General features: G+C 65.7%; 17 protein-coding genes. 3 read left to right on the top strand and 14 right to left on the bottom strand.

The genetic code is table 11. The features are described 5' to 3' along the window. Window positions 1-79: 79 nt before the first annotated feature. The 3 genes from WBG56_RS15785 to WBG56_RS15775 all read right to left on the bottom strand — a co-directional run bounded on the left by WBG56_RS15785 (window position 80) and on the right by WBG56_RS15775 (window position 4,431). Window positions 80-1,180: an ABC transporter substrate-binding protein gene (locus tag WBG56_RS15785; protein WP_424270042.1), complete on the bottom strand. Its 1,101-nt coding sequence runs from the start codon at window positions 1,178-1,180 to the stop codon at window positions 80-82. A 79-nt stretch (window positions 1,181-1,259) separates the two neighbouring features. Beyond that, window positions 1,260-3,770 (bottom strand): extracellular solute-binding protein, encoded by a 2,511-nt coding sequence (locus tag WBG56_RS15780; protein ID WP_424270040.1) that lies wholly within the window; start codon window positions 3,768-3,770, stop codon window positions 1,260-1,262. After that, the gene (locus WBG56_RS15775) at window positions 3,760-4,431 is read right to left on the bottom strand and encodes a response regulator transcription factor (protein WP_424270038.1); all 672 of its coding nucleotides are present in this window, start codon (window positions 4,429-4,431) and stop codon (window positions 3,760-3,762) included. The genes WBG56_RS15780 and WBG56_RS15775 overlap by 11 nt, the downstream gene beginning before the upstream one ends. A 90-nt stretch (window positions 4,432-4,521) precedes the next feature. Here WBG56_RS15775 and guaB point away from each other — a divergent pair, with 90 nt between their 5' ends. Next, entirely contained in the window at window positions 4,522-5,982 is a 1,461-nt protein-coding gene (guaB, locus tag WBG56_RS15770; RefSeq protein WP_424270036.1) for an IMP dehydrogenase, read from the top strand. 3 nt (window positions 5,983-5,985) lie between these two features. Continuing rightward, complete coding sequence (locus tag WBG56_RS15765; RefSeq protein WP_424270034.1) at window positions 5,986-7,203, top strand: M20 aminoacylase family protein; 1,218 nt, start codon at window positions 5,986-5,988, stop codon at window positions 7,201-7,203. Here the strand turns inward: WBG56_RS15765 and WBG56_RS15760 are convergent. The 11 genes from WBG56_RS15760 to WBG56_RS15710 all read right to left on the bottom strand — a co-directional run bounded on the left by WBG56_RS15760 (window position 7,158) and on the right by WBG56_RS15710 (window position 17,484). Next, on the bottom strand, window positions 7,158-7,886 hold the full coding sequence (locus tag WBG56_RS15760) for an alpha/beta fold hydrolase (RefSeq protein ID WP_424270032.1): 729 nt from the start codon (window positions 7,884-7,886) through the stop codon (window positions 7,158-7,160). The two genes, WBG56_RS15765 and WBG56_RS15760, sit on opposite strands and share 46 nt — an antisense overlap. Continuing rightward, a complete protein-coding gene (locus tag WBG56_RS15755; protein ID WP_424270030.1) occupies window positions 7,883-9,160 on the bottom strand; it encodes a YbfB/YjiJ family MFS transporter in 1,278 nt (425 codons plus the stop codon). The genes WBG56_RS15760 and WBG56_RS15755 overlap by 4 nt, the downstream gene beginning before the upstream one ends. A gap of 90 nt (window positions 9,161-9,250) precedes the next feature. After that, window positions 9,251-10,447 (bottom strand): ABC transporter substrate-binding protein, encoded by a 1,197-nt coding sequence (locus WBG56_RS15750; protein WP_424270028.1) that lies wholly within the window; start codon window positions 10,445-10,447, stop codon window positions 9,251-9,253. Between the two features lie 29 nt (window positions 10,448-10,476). Beyond that, on the bottom strand, window positions 10,477-11,175 hold the full coding sequence (locus WBG56_RS15745; protein WP_424270026.1) for an ABC transporter ATP-binding protein: 699 nt from the start codon (window positions 11,173-11,175) through the stop codon (window positions 10,477-10,479). After that, window positions 11,172-11,897 carry an ABC transporter ATP-binding protein gene (locus tag WBG56_RS15740; protein ID WP_424270024.1) on the bottom strand — a complete coding sequence of 242 codons (726 nt, stop codon included), beginning with the start codon at window positions 11,895-11,897 and terminating at the stop codon, window positions 11,172-11,174. The genes WBG56_RS15745 and WBG56_RS15740 overlap by 4 nt, the downstream gene beginning before the upstream one ends. A gap of 9 nt (window positions 11,898-11,906) precedes the next feature. Continuing rightward, window positions 11,907-12,908, bottom strand: a complete 1,002-nt coding sequence (locus WBG56_RS15735) for a branched-chain amino acid ABC transporter permease (protein ID WP_424270022.1) — start codon at window positions 12,906-12,908, stop codon at window positions 11,907-11,909. Then, window positions 12,905-13,756, bottom strand: coding sequence for a branched-chain amino acid ABC transporter permease (locus tag WBG56_RS15730; RefSeq protein ID WP_424270020.1), 852 nt, complete (start codon window positions 13,754-13,756; stop codon window positions 12,905-12,907). The genes WBG56_RS15735 and WBG56_RS15730 overlap by 4 nt, the downstream gene beginning before the upstream one ends. A gap of 25 nt (window positions 13,757-13,781) precedes the next feature. Continuing rightward, window positions 13,782-14,564, bottom strand: coding sequence for an SDR family NAD(P)-dependent oxidoreductase (locus WBG56_RS15725; RefSeq protein WP_424270018.1), 783 nt, complete (start codon window positions 14,562-14,564; stop codon window positions 13,782-13,784). Further along, the gene (locus WBG56_RS15720) at window positions 14,561-14,908 is read right to left on the bottom strand and encodes an NIPSNAP family protein (protein ID WP_424270016.1); all 348 of its coding nucleotides are present in this window, start codon (window positions 14,906-14,908) and stop codon (window positions 14,561-14,563) included. Before WBG56_RS15720 ends, WBG56_RS15725 begins: the two co-directional genes overlap by 4 nt. A 39-nt stretch (window positions 14,909-14,947) precedes the next feature. Continuing rightward, window positions 14,948-16,660 carry an FAD-dependent oxidoreductase gene (locus WBG56_RS15715; protein WP_424270014.1) on the bottom strand — a complete coding sequence of 571 codons (1,713 nt, stop codon included), beginning with the start codon at window positions 16,658-16,660 and terminating at the stop codon, window positions 14,948-14,950. An 8-nt stretch (window positions 16,661-16,668) separates the two neighbouring features. Then, window positions 16,669-17,484 carry an SDR family NAD(P)-dependent oxidoreductase gene (locus WBG56_RS15710; RefSeq protein ID WP_424270012.1) on the bottom strand — a complete coding sequence of 272 codons (816 nt, stop codon included), beginning with the start codon at window positions 17,482-17,484 and terminating at the stop codon, window positions 16,669-16,671. A gap of 99 nt (window positions 17,485-17,583) precedes the next feature. Between WBG56_RS15710 and WBG56_RS15705 the strand changes: the two genes are divergently transcribed. Beyond that, entirely contained in the window at window positions 17,584-18,579 is a 996-nt protein-coding gene (locus tag WBG56_RS15705; RefSeq protein ID WP_424270010.1) for a helix-turn-helix domain-containing protein, read from the top strand. The last annotated feature ends 58 nt before the right edge of the window (window positions 18,580-18,637 follow it).

Below are 18,637 nucleotides of genomic sequence, written 5' to 3'. Positions count from 1 at the left end.
CCTGTTGCAGTGGAAGGCCCCGCCCGCGCCCTTTGGAAGCGGGCGCGGGTCAGGGGGGGCGGAAGGAAAGGCCGGCGACTTACTTGCCGGTGTCCTTGCGCCACATCTTGATGAACTCCAGGCGCTTGGTCTGATCCAGGTAGTCCAGCAGGGACTTGTTGACCGGGATGGGCTTGAGCGCCTTGCCCAGTTTCTTGGTCATGCCGTCGACGTCATTGTCGCCGTCGATGTCCGTGCGCACCGAAGCCAGGTCGGCTTTGTTGGCCATCACGTTCTGTCCGCGCTGGGACAGCAGGTAGTCCATCCAGAGCTTGGAGGCGTTGGGATGCTGGGTCGCCTTGCTGATGAAGGCCACGCGCGAGAGCACCAGGGCGTAGTCGGTCGGATAGGCCACCCCCAGGCTGGGGTCGGATTTCGCCCGGGTTTCCGCATAGGAGCCCAGGATGTTGTAGCCCAGCAGGTTTTCGCCGGAAGACACCCGCTCCATCATGGTGCCGGTCGAGGACTGCACCACCAGGCCCGCTTTGCTGGAACCCGTCAGGAAGCTTTCATAGTTGGGATCATTGAGCTTGTCCTGCACGGCCAGCATGAAGCCCACGGCGGACTTTTCCACGTCGTAGGTCGTGACCTTGTTCTTGAAGCGGGCTGTGTCGCTGGACACCAGCTTGGCGAAATCGGCGTGGGTCTTGGGGACCTCGCCGGATTTGACCAGGCGCTTGTTGTAGATGAATACGGCCGGTTCATAGGTCGTGCCGTAGGCTTTCTTTTCCCAGACCGACCAGTCCGGCAGATGGGAGATCTCGACCGAGGGATAGGTCATGGCGTAGCTGACGGCCAGTTTCATCGTCGCGTCCATGGCGGAGCTCCAGACGACGTCGCCGCTGTTGCTGCCCGAGGCCTGTTCGCTGAGGTAGCGGCTGTACAGTTCGGTGCTGTTCATGTCGTTGTATTCGACCTTGACGCCCGGGTACATTTTTTCGAAATCCTGGATGACCGGGTTGGCGGCCTTGGTGTCGGTCGTGGAATAGACGATGACCTTGCCTTCCTTTTTCGCCCCGTCGATGATCTGCTGGTAGCTGGCCGGGTAGCCTTGCGGTACGGCTTGCGCGATGGCCGCCGTGGCCATCAAGCCCGACAGGATGGCGGTAGCCAGGGCGGTGCGCGTGACTGAGTGTCGCATGACGGATGTCTCCTTTGTTGTGATGGACTGGCGCCGGTTGCGGGCCGGCCCATGGAGAACATCTTAGGCAGCGAAGCTGTCACCGTCCTGTCGTGGCGGGAGCGGCATTCGGGGTGTCCGTGACCAGGCGCCGCCAGTTCTGCAGGAAGCGGGCATGGCGCTGCTGATCCAGTCCCACCAACAACGCCGGGTTCAGCGCAATCGGCTGGATGATGCTGGGCGCGTGGGGGGCGTCGTCGTTGCCGTCCGGCGGGGCGGCGTCCGCGTCCGCGCGCAGTTCGGGCAGGGCGCCCAGGCCCGCGTCCCGGTCGATGACGGCCTGGCCATCGGGCGACAGCAGCCAGTCGATGAAGGCCTCGGCGGCCCGCGGCTCCTTGGCCGTGCGCAGGATCAGGGCGGAGCGGGTCAGCATCAGCTGGTAGTCGTCGGGGATGATGACGCCCAGCCGGGTGTAGCGCGTGCGGTAGGCCCGCACGTAGGAGCCCAGCACGTTGTAGCCCAGGTCCAGCCGGCCCGCTTCGATCTGGTCCAGGATGTCCCGGGTGTCGGCCGACAGCCGCACGCCCACGCGGCCCAGCGCATTGGTCATCCCCCAGAAGTTCGAGGAGATCATCTCGTCCTGGGTGGCCAGCAGATGGCCGACGCTGCTGCGCGTGATGTCGTAGGTGCCGATCCGGGCATGAGGGCCCTGGCGTTCCAGGGTGCGCAGCAGTTCGGTGCGCGAGCGGGGGGCCGTGTCCGCCGTGTAGTGGTCGGTGTTGTAGACCATCACGATGGGTTCGAAGGTGAAGCCGAAGACCTCGGAATGCCAGCTGGCCCAGGCCGGCAGCCGTTGGGTGTCGGGGGATTCGTAGCGCCGTGCGTAGCCGTCGTTGGCCAGGCGCAGTTGCAGGTCTTCGGCCGAACTGATCAGCAGATCGCTGGGGGGCAGGGCGCCCGATACGGTCTGTTCGTACAGTTCCAGGCTGCCGACCTCGTGGTAGACGATGGCGACGTCGGGACGGCTGCGCTGGAAGGCCTGCGCCAGCACCGCGAAGATCGGCGTATCGGTCGGGCCGGCGATGGTCAGGGTGACGGTGGGTGCGTGCGGCGCCGGGTAGCGGGTGGTCTGTACCTGGGCCTGGACGGGGGCGGGCAGGGCGCCGAGCGCCAGTCCCAGCATCAGGGCCGCACCGCAGCAGGCGCTGATCAATGGCGTCGATCCGGGCGTCGGTCCGGATGTGTCCAGGGGCAGGTTGACGCAGGCCAGCAGTCCGCCGCCGGGGCGATTGCGCAGGACCATCGTGCCGTCGTGGCTGCGCACCACCGATTCGACGATGGCCAGACCCAGACCCGACCCCGGGGTGGCCTGGGCCGCGGCGCCGCGCACGAAGCGTTTCAACACGGCGTCTTTTTCGTCGTCCGGGATGCCGGGGCCGCGGTCCGCCACTTGCAGGATCAGACGCTGTTCGGGGGCGAGATCGACGCTGAGTTCCACCGGACTGTCAGGGGCGTGACGCAAGGCGTTGTCGATCAGGTTGAGCAGCATTTCACGCAGCGCCACCCGGTCGCCGCGCAGGCGGGCGCGGCGCAGTCTGGGCGGCACTGAAATCCGCAGCCGGGCGGTGTCCCGCAGGCTGACGCGCAGACGGACTTCCTCGATCACGTCGGCCAGCGCCACGGGCGCGCTGCTGCGGGCCCCCAGGCGATGGGTGATGGTGGCGTCCATCAATAATTGATTGACCAGCAGGCTGGCGCTGCCGGCATTGCGGAAAATGCGCTGCAGCCGCTCGTGCAGCCGCCGCGGATCGGTTTCTTCCAGGGCGACTTCGGCCTGCGCCCGCAAAGAGGCCAGCGGCGTGCGCACCTGATGGGCCGCATCGGCGACCAGGTTGTGCAGCATGTCCAGCATGGCCTGCAGGCGCTGCATGAAATCATTGACCGCATCCACCAGATGGGTGACTTCGCGCGGAGCAGGGCTGGCCAGAGGTTCCAGGTCTTCCGGCTGGCGGCGCCGCAGTTCCTGTTCCAGCCCGCGCAGCGGGGAAAAGGCGCGGCTGATGCCGAACCACAGCAGGATCAGCGCCACGGCGGCCATGATGGGCAGCGGCATGGCGCCGCGCTGCAGGATCTCCGCGGCCAGGGCATCGCGGGATTCCCGGGTTTCCGCCACGCGGATCGTCACCCAGCGGGCCTGGCGGTTGAAGCTGATCAGCCTCCCCAGCGTGGCCACGCGCAGCATGTCGCCGTGGTAGGGGCGATCGACGAACGTCGGGGCGGCGGCATCGGCCAGGGGCATGCCCGTGTCCAGGTCCTCGTAGCCGGTCACCAGACCGCCCTGGGTGTCGCGGACGGTGTAGAACACCCGCTGCTGGCTCGACAGCATGGCCAGCGCCGCATAGGGCAGCTCCGCCGTGATCCGGTTGTCTTCCAGGCTGATGGCCCCGGCAATGGACAGGGCCGACGCGGCCAGGACCCGGTCGAAGGCCTGGTCCGAGGCCCGGTGGGCGTAGTCCCGCAGGAACAGGAACAGGCCCAGGGACGACAGCAGCAGCACCAGGATGGCGGCCGTGGTGATGCGCTGCCGGATCGAAAACGGCTTACGGGGCATCGCTGTCCGCCTGGTAGCCGATGCCGCGCACGGTCGTGATGCGGATGGGCGTGTGGGCCAGCTTTTTGCGCAGGCGCGAAATCTGCAGTTCCAGCGCGTTCAGGGAGACGTCCTCGTCCAGGGAGAACAACTGGTTCATCAGGCGTTCCTTGTCCACCGTCTGGCCCAGCCGCGACAGCAGGATCTCCAGCAGCCGGAATTCGCGCCGCCCCAGTTCCAGCGGGTTGCCGTCCAGGGTCGCGCAGCGGTTGCTGCTGTCCAGGGCCAGGGGCCCGTAGTGGGTCAGGCTGGAACTGTGGCCGGCCGCGCGGCGCAGCAGCGCCCGCAGGCGGGCTTCCAGCTCGCGCAGGTCGAAGGGCTTGACCATGTAGTCGTCGGCGCCCAGGTCCAGCATGCTGACCCTGTCCTCGATCTCGGCGCGGGCGGTGACGACCAGCACCTGCGTCTCCATATTGGCCTCGCGCAGTTCCTGCAGGATGGCGAAGCCGTCCTTGCCGGGCAGCATGATGTCCAGCACCACGGCGTCCCAGTCGCCGTTCTTCAGCCAGCGCGATGCCGCCAGGCCGTCTCGCGCCCATTCGACGCTGTGGCCGCTGATCCGCAGTTTGGTCTCGATCGCGTCGCCCAGGTCAGGGTTGTCTTCAATCAGCAATATGCGCAAGCCTGTCTCCTGCCTGCCGGTTTCTTCTAGGGGTTTATCCGGGGGGCCCTACGGCGTATAATCCTGCTTTGCCCGGAGTCTACACAGTTTATGCGTCTCATCAAAAAAGCGCTCACCTTCGACGACGTTCTCCTGGTGCCCGCATTTTCCCAGGTTCTGCCGCGCGACACGCGCCTGACTACGCAACTGACGCGTGGCATTCAGTTGAACATCCCCCTGGTGTCCGCCGCCATGGATACCGTGACCGAATCCCGCCTGGCCATCGCCATGGCGCAGGAAGGCGGCATCGGGATCATTCACAAGAATCTCAGCGCCGACGAACAGGCCCGCGAGGTCGCCCGCGTCAAGCGCCACGAATTCGGCATCGTCATCGATCCCGTCACCGTGACCCCCACGATGAAGGTCCGCGACGCCATCGAATTGCAGCGTCTGCACGGTATTTCCGGCCTGCCGGTGGTCGAAAGCGGCAAGCTGGTGGGTATCGTCACCAACCGCGACCTGCGCTTCGAAGACCGCCTGGATGTGTCGCTGCGTGAAGTCATGACGCCGCAAGACCGCCTGGTCACGCTGCGCGAAGGCGCCACGCTGGAAGAAGCCCAGTCCCTGATGCACAAACATCGCCTGGAACGCGTGCTGATCGTCAACGGCAAATTCCAGCTGCGCGGTCTGGCCACGGTCAAGGACATCGTCAAGAACACCGAACACCCCATGGCCAGCAAAGACGCCCAGGGTCAGTTGCGTGTAGGCGCCGCCGTCGGCGTGGGCGATGGCACCGACGAACGCGTGGAAAAACTGGCGGCGGCGGGCGTGGACGTCATCGTGGTCGATACGGCGCACGGCCATTCGGCCGGCGTCATCGAACGCGTGCGCTGGGTCAAGAAGCATTACCCCAACATCCAGGTCGTGGGCGGCAACATCGCCACGGCGGCCGCGGCTCTCGCCTTGGTCGAGGCCGGCGCCGACGCGGTCAAGGTCGGCATCGGCCCGGGCTCCATCTGCACCACCCGCATCGTGGCCGGCGTGGGCGTGCCCCAGATCACCGCCATCGCCGACGTGGCCCAGGCCCTGGAAGGCACGGGCGTGCCGCTGATCGCCGACGGCGGCATCCGCTATTCGGGCGACGTGTCCAAGGCCCTGGCGGCTGGCGCATCCACCTGCATGATGGGCGGCATGTTCGCCGGCACCGAAGAAGCTCCCGGCGAGGTCGTCCTGTTCCAGGGCCGGTCCTACAAGTCGTACCGGGGCATGGGCAGCCTGGGCGCCATGGCGGACGGTTCCGCCGACCGTTATTTCCAGGACCCGAACAACAACGTCGACAAACTGGTTCCCGAAGGCATCGAGGCTCGCGTCCCCTACAAGGGCAGCGTCATCGCCATCATCTTCCAGTTGGTGGGCGGTATCCGGGCGTCCATGGGCTACTGCGGCAGCGCCAGCATCGCCGCCTTGCATGCCCAGGCCGAATTCGTGGAAATCACGGCGGCCGGGGTGCGTGAATCGCACGTCCACGACGTGCAGATCACGAAGGAAGCCCCCAACTACCGGGCTGATTGATCGGTGCCGGCCGCTGTCGCGCATACGGTCGCCCTGGCGGGCGCGCGGATCGGCGATGATCTGGCGCAGGCCATGCGCGGCTGGCGGCGCGACTTCCACCGGTACCCGGAATTGGGCCACCAGGAACACCGTACGGCCACCCGGGTGGCCGAGCTGCTGCGCGGCTGGGGCATCGTCGTCCATGAAGGCTATGGCGGCACCACCGGGGTGATCGGCGTCCTGGACGGACGCCTGGGATCGGGCCCGACGCTGGGATTGCGGGCGGATATGGATGCCTTGCCCATGCAGGACCAGGGCGGGCATGAACATCAGTCCCGGCACGATGGCGTGGCCCATGCCTGCGGGCATGACGGCCATACCGCCATCCTGCTGGGCGCCGCTTGCCATCTGGCGGCCCATCCGGACTTCGCCGGGCGCGTCGTGTTCATCTTCCAGCCCGCTGAAGAACCCCTGACCGGCGCCCAGGCGCTGGTGGATGCGGGTCTGTTCCGGGATTTCCCCTGCGATGAGCTCTACGGCCTGCACAACAACAACTGTATCGGTCCGGGCCAGGTCGGCGTGCGTGTCGGGGCCATCCTGTCGGCCTGCGACCTGTTCGAAATCCACATCCAGGGGGTGGGCGGCCATGCCGCCATGCCGCATCAGGCCAACGACCCCATCGTGGTCGGCGCCGCTCTGGTGCAGTCCCTGCAGTCCGTGGTCAGCCGCAACATCAGCCCCTTCGAGACGGCGGTGCTCAGCATCTGCCAGTTCCAGGCGGGCAGCGCCATCAATGTCATTGCCGATCACGCCGTGCTGCGCGGCACGGTCCGCACGCTCTCGCGCGAGGCCCAGGCCCGCACGCTGGAACGTCTGCGCGATCTGTGCGAAGGCGCGGCGCAGGGCTATGGCTGCCGCATCGAGTTCCGCCATCTGCTCAGTTCCCCGCCGACCATCAACCAGGCAGGGCCGGTGGATCATGTGAAACGCGCCGCCGCCGCCGTGCTGGGCGCGGATCAGGTCATCGATCCGGTCACGCCGTTGATGGCGTCCGAGGACTTCGCCTATCTGTTGGACCACTGCCCGGGGGCGTATTTCTTCCTGGGGCATGACGGCCTGACCTGCCATCACCCCGAATTCGATTTCGATGATGCGCTGTTGCCCCAAGGGGCGGCGATCTTCGCCACCCTGGCGTATCAGCGGCTGGCGGACTCGGTGTCCAGCAAGGCCTCGGCCACCTGATCAGGCGCGCTGATCATCGCGTCATGGCCGCAGTCCAGGTCCTGCCAGGACCAGCGGGCGCCATACGTTTCACGCACCCATGCATAGGCCTGCGCGACGGCCTGGAAGGGCGGCTGGACGCAGCGCAGGTACGTGACCGGCAAGCCATTGCCCAGCGGATGCTCCAGGCGCAGCGGTTCGCGATAGGAGCCGATCGGCTGCGGCGTCAATCGGTCACGCACGGCGTCGATGTCGGCGGGCCGCGTCAGGCCCAGGCTTTCAGGCCGGGGCGGCGCGATGCCGCCGGTGCCGGCGGCGCTATGTTCCAGCCGCTGGACGACGGCCTCGGGCAGAGTGTCGAAAGTCGATTGGCCGGGCGGCAGCAGAAAGGCATCCAGGTAGACCAGGCGCCGGATGCGGCCGGGCAGGCGGTCGGCCACGCCGGAGATCACCAGCCCGCCAAAACTGTGGCCCACCAGGACGACCTCGCGCAGGTCCTCTTCGGTCAGATAGCGCTCCACATCCCGGATGAAAGTGTCCAGTGTGATGTCCGGCCCCAGCAGATGGCTGCGTTCCCCCAGTCCCGGTAGGGTGGGGGTATCGACGCGGCGCCCTGCTCGTCGCAATCTTTCCGCCACGGCCGACCAGCACCAAGCGCCGTGCCAGGCGCCGTGAACGAGCACGTAAGGATGGGGAGGGCTCATGAGCGGGTCTCCGTCGGGACGGCGGCTTTGTCGCCCGCGTGCAGCCGCAAGATGGGCAGCGCGCCCGCGATCAGGCCCAGGGTGCCCAGAACCAGGGCGAATTCAAGCGGCGCGCCGAACAAGGCGTGCGTCAGACTGAAGAACAGCGGACCGATCAATTGGCCCATGGCGAAGGATGCCGTCATCGCCGCCATCTGCCGTTTGGCGCCGGCATGGCCGACGGCCGCCTGGGCCTCTTGCAGGCCCACCATGGTGATCACCATGAAGGTGCTGCCGACGCACAGGGCGGCCAGCAGGATGGCGGCCAGCGAATGCCACAGGGCCGGCAGCAGCACGCCGATGGCCATCAGGATCTGCGCGCCTGCCCAGATCTGCTGGCGGCTGAAGCGTCGCGCCAGACGGCTTGCGATCAGGGTGGATACCGCGCTCGCCAGTCCGAAGACCGGCCAGGCCAGGCTGAACAGCCAGGGATCGGGCACCAGCAATCGCGCCTGGGCGGGCAGGAAAGTGGCGGGAAGGATATAGCCGAAACCATACACCCCGTAGCACAGGATCAGTCCCCAGTGCAGCGGCGGCGGGCTGAGGGCAGGCGTGGCCATGGTCGGGTCCGACTCGGCCGCGTCGAGTGGCTGCGCGGCCTGCGGAGCCGGTGCCGTCATGTCTGTCGTATCGGTTTCCCGGGGCGCGGCCGCTGGCGCCGGATCAGCCTGGCCCGGCGATCGCCACAGCATGGACGCCCCTATCAGCCCCAGCAGGGCCGCGGCCGCCAGCCACAGCCAGGCGTGCGACGAGGTCGTGCCCAGCAGTGTCAGCCCCATGCAGGCCAGTCCCGCGAATGTGATTCCGCAGCCCACGCCGGCGAAGACGATGCCGCTGTGCCGTTCCTTGCCTTGCGCGTTCAGGCGGGCGATGCACAGCGATGCCGTTCCGATCATGACCCAGGCGCTGGCCACGCCCGCCAGCAGGCGCCAGGCCAGCCAGCCGGCCCAGTGGCCGTCCAGCCCCATGGCGGCCGTCATCAGCACGACCAGCCATAGCCCGCGGCGCAGCAGCGTAGCGGGCGGCCAGCTCATGTGCGTGACCATCAGGGCGCCCAGCAGATAACCCAGGTAGTTGGCGCTGGCCAGCCATCCCCCTTGGGAGAGCGACAGCCCCAGATCGGCCTGCATCATGGGCAGGATCGGCGTGAAGGCGAAGCGGCCGATGCCCATGGCGACCGCGAGGGCCAGCAGTCCGGCGATCGGCAGGGGGATAGTGCGGGAACGGGATCCCATCGTTTTTTCTCCTTGATCCCGTTAATGTAACCTTCCCGCAAGAGCCGGGCCAAGCAGGGAGACTGCCGGCCCGACCGGTTTTTCCGGCGCTTACTGCTTCAGCTTGCATTCCCCGGAAGGGCCCGGCACCAGAGAGGCGGGGTAGGTGTGGGTGATGACGGGCCGCAGCACGCCGTCCACTTCCTGGACCTGGCCGATGTAGTTGGGGATGACGAGCTGGTGGTCTTCCGCCCGCATGGTGGCTTCGCCGTAGATGGTGTCGTAGGTCAGCCCTTCCAGCGCCTTGGAGACGTCGCGCGCCTTGACGCTGTCGGCTTTCTTCACGCCGGCGAAGATGGCCTGCACGCCGTTGTACGCCGAGCCTTCGTTATCCGTGGGCACGCGACCGAACTTGGCCTGCCAGGCCGTCACCAGCGCTTTGTTCAGGGGCGTGTCGATTTCCGCCCCGTATTCCATGTTGCCCTGTATGCCCTTGGTCGCGTTGTCCGTCGCGTTCACGACGAAGTTCATGATCATGGCGTGGCCCAGCGTGGTCTTGGCGTTCAAGCCGAAGCTTTCCGCTTGTTTGACATAGGCGATCAGGTCGCGCCCGACCAGCGCCACCCAGACGCCCTCGATGTCCGGGTTGGACTTGATCTGGGAAATATAGGGTGCGAAGTCCTTGGTTCCCAGGGGCGGGAACAGCGTGAGGGAAACTTTTTTCCCCTGAGCCTCGGCGGCCTTGGTGAAGGCCTGGGCCGAATCGTGCCCCCAGGTGTAATCCGCCGCGATGACGGCGAAATTCTTGGGTTTGATGTCCTTCATCCATTCCTTGAACATGGCGATATCCATGGTGTCGGAATGGTTCGTGCGGAACATCCCCGGCTTGCAGCTGTCGCCGGTGATCTTGTCGCTCTTGCTGACGACGGCCATCAGCATGGCGTTCCAGCGGTTCAGGTTCTGGCCGACGGTCATGGTGATCGAGGAGGCGATGGGGCCGATCAGCAGCTTGTACCCGTCGCGCGCGAGTTTCTCCGCCGCGTGCAGGCCTTCCTTCGGCGTGCTTTCGTCGTCTCCCGTCTTCAGCAATACCTTGCGGCCGTCCACGCCGCCTTTGGCGTTGGCCTCATCCACGGCGAACTGGATGCCGCGCATCACTTCTTCGCCCTGTTGCGCGAAGACGCCGGAAATCGAGGTGACCGCGCCGATGCGGATGGGTTCTTTCTCGGCGGCCTGGCTGGCGGTCATTGCCAGGCATGACGCGGCCAATACCGCCATGCAGGAACGTTTGAGGGAGTAGGGGGCCATGATTTGTCTCCTTGGTGGATGAAATTCGCTCAAGCGGCGATGTGGCGGTGCAGATCCGAGGTGTTGTCTGGATCCACAGGGCCGGAAGCGGCTACCGCGCCTTTTTCGACGGCGTAGTAGCGGGTTGTGGTGCGGGCGACGAGCCCCAGGTTCTGTTCGATCAGCAAAATGGCGGTGCCTTGCCGGCAAATCAGGTTCAGCGTGTCGGCCAGCTGGTCCACGATGACCGGCGCCAGGCCTTCGGTGGGCTCATCCAGGATCATGAGCTTGGGGTTGGCCATCAGCGCCCGCCCGATGGCGAGCATCTGCTGCTGGCCGCCCGACAATGCCGTGCCCGGGGTATGGGCGCGCTCCTTCAGGATGGGGAACAGGCGGTAGACGGCCGCCAGGTCCCACGATCCGGAGCGCCTGACCGCCGAGCCGATGAGCAGGTTCTCTTCTATGCTCAGGTTCGGGATGATGCAGCGCCCCTGGGGGACAATCGCAAGGCCGGCCTGGGCAGGGGTGTAGGCGGATGGCCTGGCGACCGGGCGGCCTTCCAGCAGGATGCCGCCCGATGCGACGCGGGCGATTCCCATCAGCGCGTTCACGGTCGTGGTCTTGCCCATTCCATTGCGCCCGATCAGGGCGACTTGTTCTCCCTGCGAGATCTCCAGGCTCAGGCCGTGCAAGATGTGGGCGGCGCCGTAATAGGCGTGTATGTCGCGGATTTCGAGCAGCGGATTCATGCGGCGCTCCCCAGATAAGCCTGTTTCACCCGAGGGTGGGTCCGGACCGCCTCGGGGCTGCCGTTGGCGATGACGCGCCCCAGCTCGAAGACGGTGACGGTGTCGGAGATATCGAACAGGATGTCCGTATCGTGTTCCACCAGCAGGACGGACACGTCCCAGTCGCGGGTGAGCTGGAGCAGGTGCTCGGCCAGTTCCCGGGATTCCTGGGGTGACAGGCCGGCCATGGGTTCATCGAGCAGCAGCACCATGGGCCGCCCGACGAGGGCCAGCGCGAGATCCAGGCGCCGTTGCTGTCCATAGCCCAGGTCTTTCGCGGGAACGTGGGCCACGCTCAGCAGATCCAGCTGCTCCATGACTTCGAGCGCTTCCGGTTCGGGCGCATCGGCGCCCACCTTGTGGGCGGCCAGCACGACTTGCTCGCGCACGTCCAGGTTGGCGAAGATGCTGGTGCGCTGGAAGGATCGGGCAAGCCCTCTGCGGCGCCGCTGGATGATGTCCAGCTCGCTGATGTCCTGGTCGGCCAGACGGACCGAGCCGCGCGTCAGTTTCCTGCGGCCGGTGATCGCGTCGATGACGGTGGACTTGCCGGCGCCATTGGGGCCGATCAGTCCATGGATTTCCCCTTTCCTGAGCTGGAACGACACGCCGTCCAGCGCTTTGACGCCGCCGTAGTGGATGGCGATGTCCCGGGCTTCGAGAATGATCGATTCTGCATTCATCTCGTTCTCCTAGTGGGTCGTGGTTTGCCGCCCGGCGCCGCGCGGCCGGCGCAGGCGGTCGGTCAGTTTCTGGAGCGCGCCGCTCAATCCGTTGTCCGTGAAGACCACGACGATAATGAGCACGAGCCCGAACAGGGACAGCCAGTGCGTCGAGAAATCGCCGATCAGGTCCTTGGCCACGATGAAGACGACCGCGCCCAGGGCGGGGCCCGGGATGCGCCAGTAGCCTCCCACGACGACCATCATCAGCGCCGTGCCCGATACGCTCCAGTGCATGCTCTCCGGGGAGATGAAGCCTGTGTTCAGGGCCGCCAGGATGCCAGCCAGTCCGGTCAGGACCGCCGACAGGGTGAAAATCAGGACGCGGGGCGCCATCGGACGTATCCCGATGAACATGGCGCGTTCCGGGTTGTCGCGGATGGCCTCGGTCGTCCGGCCGAACTGGCTGCGCTGGAGCCAGCTCAGCAGGGCGATGCTGAGGATCAGGACGGTCCAGGTCGTCATGAACAGCGTGGCCGGCTCCAGCAGGGTCCCCAGGGGAATGCCGAAGAGCGTATCGGGCCAATCGATGCTGATGCCGTCCGCGCCGCCGGTCAGGGCGCGGGATTGGAGCGCTACCTGATAGAACAGCTGTCCGAGGGCGAGCGTCAGCATGGCAAACGCAATGCCCGGGATGCGGACGATGACGAAGCCCAGCAGCAGGGCGAACACCGCGATCCCCGCCAGGCTGATCAGGATGGCGGCTTCGGCCGAGATCCCGGTGTCCTGCAGCAGAATGGCGACGACATAGGCGCTCAGGCCGAAAAAGGCGGCGTGGCCGAAACTCACCATGCCGTTCTGGCGCAGCAAGACGCCCAGGCCCGTGGCGAAGACGGCATAGACGGCGGCCTGCGTCAGCAGGGACAGCACGATTTCGGAGCGGATGAACTGGCTGGCGGCCAGAACCAGCGCCAGCGCTGCCAGGGCGGTCGGCGCGATGCGGCCGCGCCGTTGGGAAATGGTGAGGGTCATGTGCGGTTTCCGGCGATTCCAGCCGGCCTCCAGATCAGGATGGCAATCATCAGGAGAAACGGCAGGGAAGCCGATATGTCGGGGAGATAGACGGCGCCCAGCGTCTGAACCTGTCCCAGGACGAGCGCGGCCAGGAACGCGCCGGGCAGGCTGCCGAGTCCGCCGATCACGACGACCATGAAGGAATCGATCAGGACGTCTCCGCCCATGGAGGGCGACAGCGACAGGAACGGGGCGGTGATGACGCCGGCGAAACCGGCCAGGGCGGTGCCCAGGCCAACCACGATGGCGCTCAGCCTGTCGGTGTTGACGCCTTGCATCGCCGTGGTCGCCGGGTCTGTGCTGGCCGCCCGGACAAACAGGCCCATCCGGGTTTTGCGCAGCCAGAGCGACAGACTGACGGCCACTGCGATGCCCACCAGGACGACGGCGAGGCGATAGGCCGGCAAGGTCATGCCCAGGATGCTGATGGAATGGCTCAGTTGCGCCGGTTCCGCCAGCGCCAGGTTGCTCTTGCCCCAGACGGTCTGGACGACATCTTCGATGATCAGCAGCAGGCCGAAGGTCACGAGGATGATGCTCAGCGGATCGTAATGTTGCAGGAGCCGCAGGCCGTAGCGGTCGAGCAGGGCGCCCAGCACGAACATGATGGCGGACGCGGCCGCCAGCGCGACCCAGAAGTTCGCATGGACGGACAAGGTGTAGCCCAGGTAGGCGCCCAGCATGTAGAGCGAGCCGTGCGCGAAATTGACCACGCGCCGCAGGCCGTAGATCAGCGCCAGGCCCGAAGCCACGATCGCCAGCAGCGCCCCGTAGACCAGTCCATTGATGATATTGATAGTCAACATGGTGTCGAGATCCTCGGTGACGTTTTCAGCGCGGCGGCGCCAACGAACTTTCCGGCGCGCCGAATGCTGTCCAGCCGCCGTCCACAGGCACGGTCGCGCCGGTGATGTAGCTGGCTTGCCCGGACGCCAGGAAAGCGATGACCTGTGCGATTTCGTCCGGCTCCGCCAGACGGCCCATGGGGGTTCGGGACATGATCCCGGAGGTGTCGAGCGCGCCGCGGGCCTCGAGCTTTTCGATCAGCTCGGTGCGGGTATAACCGGGGGCGACCGCGTTGACGCGCACATGGCGGCGCGCCCATTCGCAGGCCAGGGATCGGGTCATGGCTGAAATGCCCGCCTTGGCCGCCGCATACGCATTGCGTCCGGGGATGCCGCCGAAAGCCGCGATGGAGCTCAGGTTCACGATCGCGCCGCCGCCGCGTTCGATCATGTGCGCGCCGACGGCTTGGGACATCAGGAACGTGCCGCGCAGATGCGTGTCCAGGACTTTGCTGAAAAGGTCGGCGTCCTGTTCCAGCGTGGGAACGGGTTGATCCCCCACGCCGGCGTTGTTCACCAGCACGTCGATCCGTCCCAGTCGGCGGATCGCTTCGCCGACCGCTTGCCGCACGGATGCTTCGTCGCCGACGTCGCAGCCCAGGCCGATATGCCGCTCGCCGAGTTCCTGCGCGTGCGATGCGGCGGATTCCGCATTCAGGTCGAGCAGGCAAACGTCGTATTGCTGGCTGGCGAGCAGGCGGGCCGTGGCCAGGCCGATCCCCGCCGCTCCTCCGGTGACGAGGGCGGTTCCGATGGTTTTGGCGTTCATGGTTGAGGGCCTCCGCCGTAGAGCAGTTCGGCGCGGGTGAGCAAGCGGGTTTCCTGGGCGACGATCAAGTGGCCGGAGGCCGCGAGGTATGCCGGAAAGTCCGGGTGCGTGTCCCTGCGCAGGCAGCGTTCCTGATAATCGCTCAGGTCCTTGTAGGCCCACAGGTGCACGAACTGGTTCAGCGGGCCGACGTGGCTGGTATACAGACCGATCGGGTTGCCCAGGGTCTCTCTGAGCACCGGCATCGCCAGTTCGTTGAAGACGCCGAGGAATTCCGGCATTTTGCGTAAGGCGATGGTGTAGATGCGATGGTCGATCAAGGTCAATGAGTCATCGATGATCATGGGTTTCTCCTGGAAGGCGGGTGAGGGGCGCCGGGGCCGTCACCGCCCGGTTTCCGCGATGTGCCTGGCCGTGATGTAGCCGAAGGTCATGTTGGGCCCCAAGGTGATGCCCGCCGCGATGTAGTTGCCTCCGAAGATGCTGGCGCGATCGTTGCCCACGGCATAGAGGCCGGGGATGGCCTGGCCGGCCTGGTCCAGCACTTCTCCGGTCACGGCGGTCCGCAGGCCTTCGAATGTGCCCAGGTCGCCCATCAGCAGTTTCAAGGCGTAGAAGGGGCCGGTGGTGATGGGCGCGACGCAGGGGTTGGGCCGGTGTTCCGCATCGCCCAGGTAGCGGTTGAACGCGGTGGATCCGCGATGGAATGCCGGGTCCTCGCCGCGGACCGCGTGCTCATTGAAGGCGCGGACCGTCTCTTCCAGCCCTTCGGGGTCGATGCCGGCCGCTTGCGCGAGCGCCTTCAGCGTGGCGCCTTTCTGCACATAGCCGCGTTTGATCATGGGGCCCAGAGGCATGGGTGCGGGCTTGGCGTAGCCCAGGCCGTACTTGCGGATCGTCGGGTGATCGCAGATCAGCCACATCGCCGTTTCCTTGCTCCCTTCGCACGCCTTGATCATGGCCTGGCCGACGTCGTGGTATGAATTGGATTCGTTGGTGAAGCGCTTGCCGTTGCTCGTCACGCCGATCATGCCGGGTTTGTACCGGTCGATGAGGTGGGGGAACACGCCGTACCGGCCTCCGCCCAAAGGCACGTGCGATACGGGAATCCAGGCGGAGGCATTGGGAAAGTCCAGCTTGAGGCCGGCGCCCAGCTGTTCCGCGATGCGCACGCCGTCGCCCGTGTTTTCGGCCGGCGTCGGCGAGAGGTGCCGGCCGCCGCGCGCCACGTGGGGATAGGTCTGTCTCAGGCGGGCTTCGTCGTGCGGGAAACCGCCGGCGGCCAGTACGACGGCGCGGTCCGCATGGATATGGACGTCGTTTTGCCGATTGCGCACGACCGCGCCGGTGATCCGCTCTCCGTCCCGGATCAGGCGGGTGACCGGGCTTTCGGTATAAATGGGGATATTCAGATCCAGAGCCGTTTTGGCCAGCCGGGCCATCAGGGCGTTGCCGCTGGTCACGTTGATGCCGCGGCGATACAGGACCAGCTCTTTCAGGTGCTTGCTCAGCCGCCGGGTGACATACAGGAACGAGGCCAGCGATTTCGTGACATTGAAGAAGTGCTTGATGTCCGGGCTGGAGGAATTGAACATCATCCCGATGAAGGTGATGGTCTTCAGCGGGGGACGCAGCCGCTTCATGTCGGGCCCGAGGGCCCGGATGTCGAAAGGTTTCGCCAGGATCGAACGGCCTTGCTGGGCGGCGCCCACCTGGTCGGGGTGGTAGTCCGGATACTGCGTGGGAATGAATTTGACGTCCGTCTCGCGCTCGAAGAATTCCGCCATTTCCGGGCCTTTTTCCAGGAAGGCGTCGATGGCTTGCGGATCGAAGTTGCCGCCGGTCTCGTGCCGGATATAGTCCAGCGCGGCTTCCCGGGAGTCGAGGATGCCCGACTGTCTGGAGACATGGTTGCCGGGGATCCACAGGACGCCGCCGGAGAATGCGGCGGTGCCGCCGAAAACGGGCGCCTTCTCCACGACGACGGGGCGCAGCCCCTGCTTGGCCGCCACGATGGCCGTGGTGAGACCCGCGACGCCCGCGCCCACGATCAGCACGTCGCAGCGCATGTTGTCTTGTAAAGGTTGGGTATTCATGGCGTGACTCAATTTCCGTTGGACTGGTTGAAGCCGGGGCGGGGGACCATGTCCATCAACATGGCATCCATGCCGCCGTTCACGGCGATATCGGTCGCATTCACGTAGCCCGACCGGGGGCTCAGCAGAAAGGCCGCCGTATTGGCGATGTCTTCGGTTTCCCCCACGCGCCGGCTGGCCGTCATGGCCGCCCGGCGCGCTTCGAGGCCGGGTTCGGCATAGAAGGCGGTGGTCAGCGGGGTGCGGATCATGCCTGGGGAGATCGTGTTGCTGCGGATGTTGTCGGCGCTCCATTCGACTGCGATCTGGCGGGACAGCAGGCGCACGCCGGCCTTGCTGGCGCTGTAGGCGCCGCTTCGGGTCTGCGGGAAGCTGCCGGCGATCGAGGCGATGTGCACGATGCTGCCGCCGCCGTGGAAGCGCATCTGCCCATGGAAGGCGCGGGACACGCTCAGGTAGCCGGTCAGGTTCACTCCCAGGACCCGGTTCCACTCCTCGAGGCTGACGTCCTGCAGGGCGGCGGGCCGTAGAATGCCTGCGTTGTTGACCAGGCCGAAGCAGGGGCCGAGGGCTTTTTCCGCCGTTTCGGCAGCCCGGGATACGCTGTCCGGGTCGGATGTGTCGCAGGCAATGCCGATGGCGTCGAAGCCCTCCGCGCGCAGTGACGCGGCAGCCGCTTCGCAGCTCTCGCGGTCGTAGTCCAGCAGGGCGACCCGGGCGCCGGCGGCAGCCAATTGCCGCGCGATGCCCTGTCCGATGCCGTGTGCGGCTCCAGTGACGGCACAAGTTCGCCCCTGCAAGCCAAGCCAGTGCGGCTCTTGCATGATGTTCTCCTGGGTTGCTGATTGGAAAGCCGATCAAGCGCTGTTTGCGGATCGGCTTGTCGCACCGCTATGCTTGATTTGTGTCAAGACGAGGGTGCTTTGTTGCTTGCCATTATCTGGAAGTTGTGCTGGATCGTCATTGACAATTCCTGCCGTCAACAGGACAATTCGTGCATTTACGCCGCAAGAATGGTTGGTATGAGAGAAAACCCTAAGTACGGTTTATATGCGACCCAGGGCCTGGATCACTGGGTGGATTCCGTGCATATCGAAACCATACCGACGCGATCTTCTTTGAATAATTGGGTAATTAAGCCTCATCTGCATAAATCCTTCATACAGATTCTTTATCTGACTCGTGGCGGCGGCGTGATCGGGATGGATGACAAGATGCTGACTGTCACAGCACCGTGTATCTTGTCAATTCCAGAACAGATAATGCATTCCTTCCATTTCTCCGAGGACGTGGACGGCCCTGTGATCACGGCGGTTCAACACGTGCTGGAGCGGGTGGTCGGCGCGGCGGATCCGAATATGCTGTCTGTGGTGCGCGAGCCTTTCGCCATGGAATTCGAACCCGGCGACCCGGCTTTGGCGCCGATCGCCCCTTTGTTCGATTCCATACAGGATGAGTTCAGAAGCCATCGGGTGGGGCAGCCCGGCATCTGCGTGTCGTTGTTGGCGGCGCTGGCCTTGCGGGTCGGGCGGATACGCTACAGCCGCGGGCTGCCCTTGCGCGCCGGCAGTTCCCGCAAGGCGGTCCAGATCCAGAAATTCCGGGAGCTGGTGGACAAATATTATTGCGACCATGTGCCGCTCAGCGTCTACGCCAATGAGCTTGGCGTGACGGGCGGGCATCTGACGCGTCTGTGCCGCGATGTGCTCGGCATGTCGGCGACCGCGGTCATCAGTGAACGCCTGGTGCATGAGGCGCAGCGAAACCTGGTGTATACGTCGGACCCCGTCAAGTCCCTGGCGTGGCGGCTGGGATTCGATGATGAAGTCTATTTCAGCCGGTTCTTTCGCAAGCATACGGGCGTGAGCCCCGTGAAATTCAGGGAACAAGCCAGGAACCACGTGGAGCGCGCGCGTTGATGCGCAAGCGCCACTGAACGCCCGTGCGATGCGGTAAAGTTACACCCTGAACGTTTCT

Source organism: Castellaniella sp. (assembly GCF_049671645.1).
GTDB lineage: Bacteria > Pseudomonadota > Gammaproteobacteria > Burkholderiales > Burkholderiaceae_B > Castellaniella.
This window is presented reverse-complemented; position numbering and strand designations above follow the sequence as displayed.

Coding starts and splice junctions, on each gene's coding strand:
- WBG56_RS15785 (WP_424270042.1), bottom strand. CDS start 1,180: ATGCGACACTCAGTCACGCGCACCGCCCTGGCTACCGCCATCCTGTCG.
- WBG56_RS15780 (WP_424270040.1), bottom strand. CDS start 3,770: ATGCCCCGTAAGCCGTTTTCGATCCGGCAGCGCATCACCACGGCCGCC.
- guaB (WP_424270036.1), top strand. CDS start 4,522: ATGCGTCTCATCAAAAAAGCGCTCACCTTCGACGACGTTCTCCTGGTG.
- WBG56_RS15760 (WP_424270032.1), bottom strand. CDS start 7,886: ATGAGCCCTCCCCATCCTTACGTGCTCGTTCACGGCGCCTGGCACGGC.
- WBG56_RS15755 (WP_424270030.1), bottom strand. CDS start 9,160: ATGGGATCCCGTTCCCGCACTATCCCCCTGCCGATCGCCGGACTGCTG.
- WBG56_RS15750 (WP_424270028.1), bottom strand. CDS start 10,447: ATGGCCCCCTACTCCCTCAAACGTTCCTGCATGGCGGTATTGGCCGCG.
- WBG56_RS15745 (WP_424270026.1), bottom strand. CDS start 11,175: ATGAATCCGCTGCTCGAAATCCGCGACATACACGCCTATTACGGCGCC.
- WBG56_RS15740 (WP_424270024.1), bottom strand. CDS start 11,897: ATGAATGCAGAATCGATCATTCTCGAAGCCCGGGACATCGCCATCCAC.
- WBG56_RS15735 (WP_424270022.1), bottom strand. CDS start 12,908: ATGACCCTCACCATTTCCCAACGGCGCGGCCGCATCGCGCCGACCGCC.
- WBG56_RS15730 (WP_424270020.1), bottom strand. CDS start 13,756: ATGTTGACTATCAATATCATCAATGGACTGGTCTACGGGGCGCTGCTG.
- WBG56_RS15725 (WP_424270018.1), bottom strand. CDS start 14,564: ATGAACGCCAAAACCATCGGAACCGCCCTCGTCACCGGAGGAGCGGCG.
- WBG56_RS15720 (WP_424270016.1), bottom strand. CDS start 14,908: ATGATCATCGATGACTCATTGACCTTGATCGACCATCGCATCTACACC.
- WBG56_RS15715 (WP_424270014.1), bottom strand. CDS start 16,660: ATGAATACCCAACCTTTACAAGACAACATGCGCTGCGACGTGCTGATC.
- WBG56_RS15710 (WP_424270012.1), bottom strand. CDS start 17,484: ATGCAAGAGCCGCACTGGCTTGGCTTGCAGGGGCGAACTTGTGCCGTC.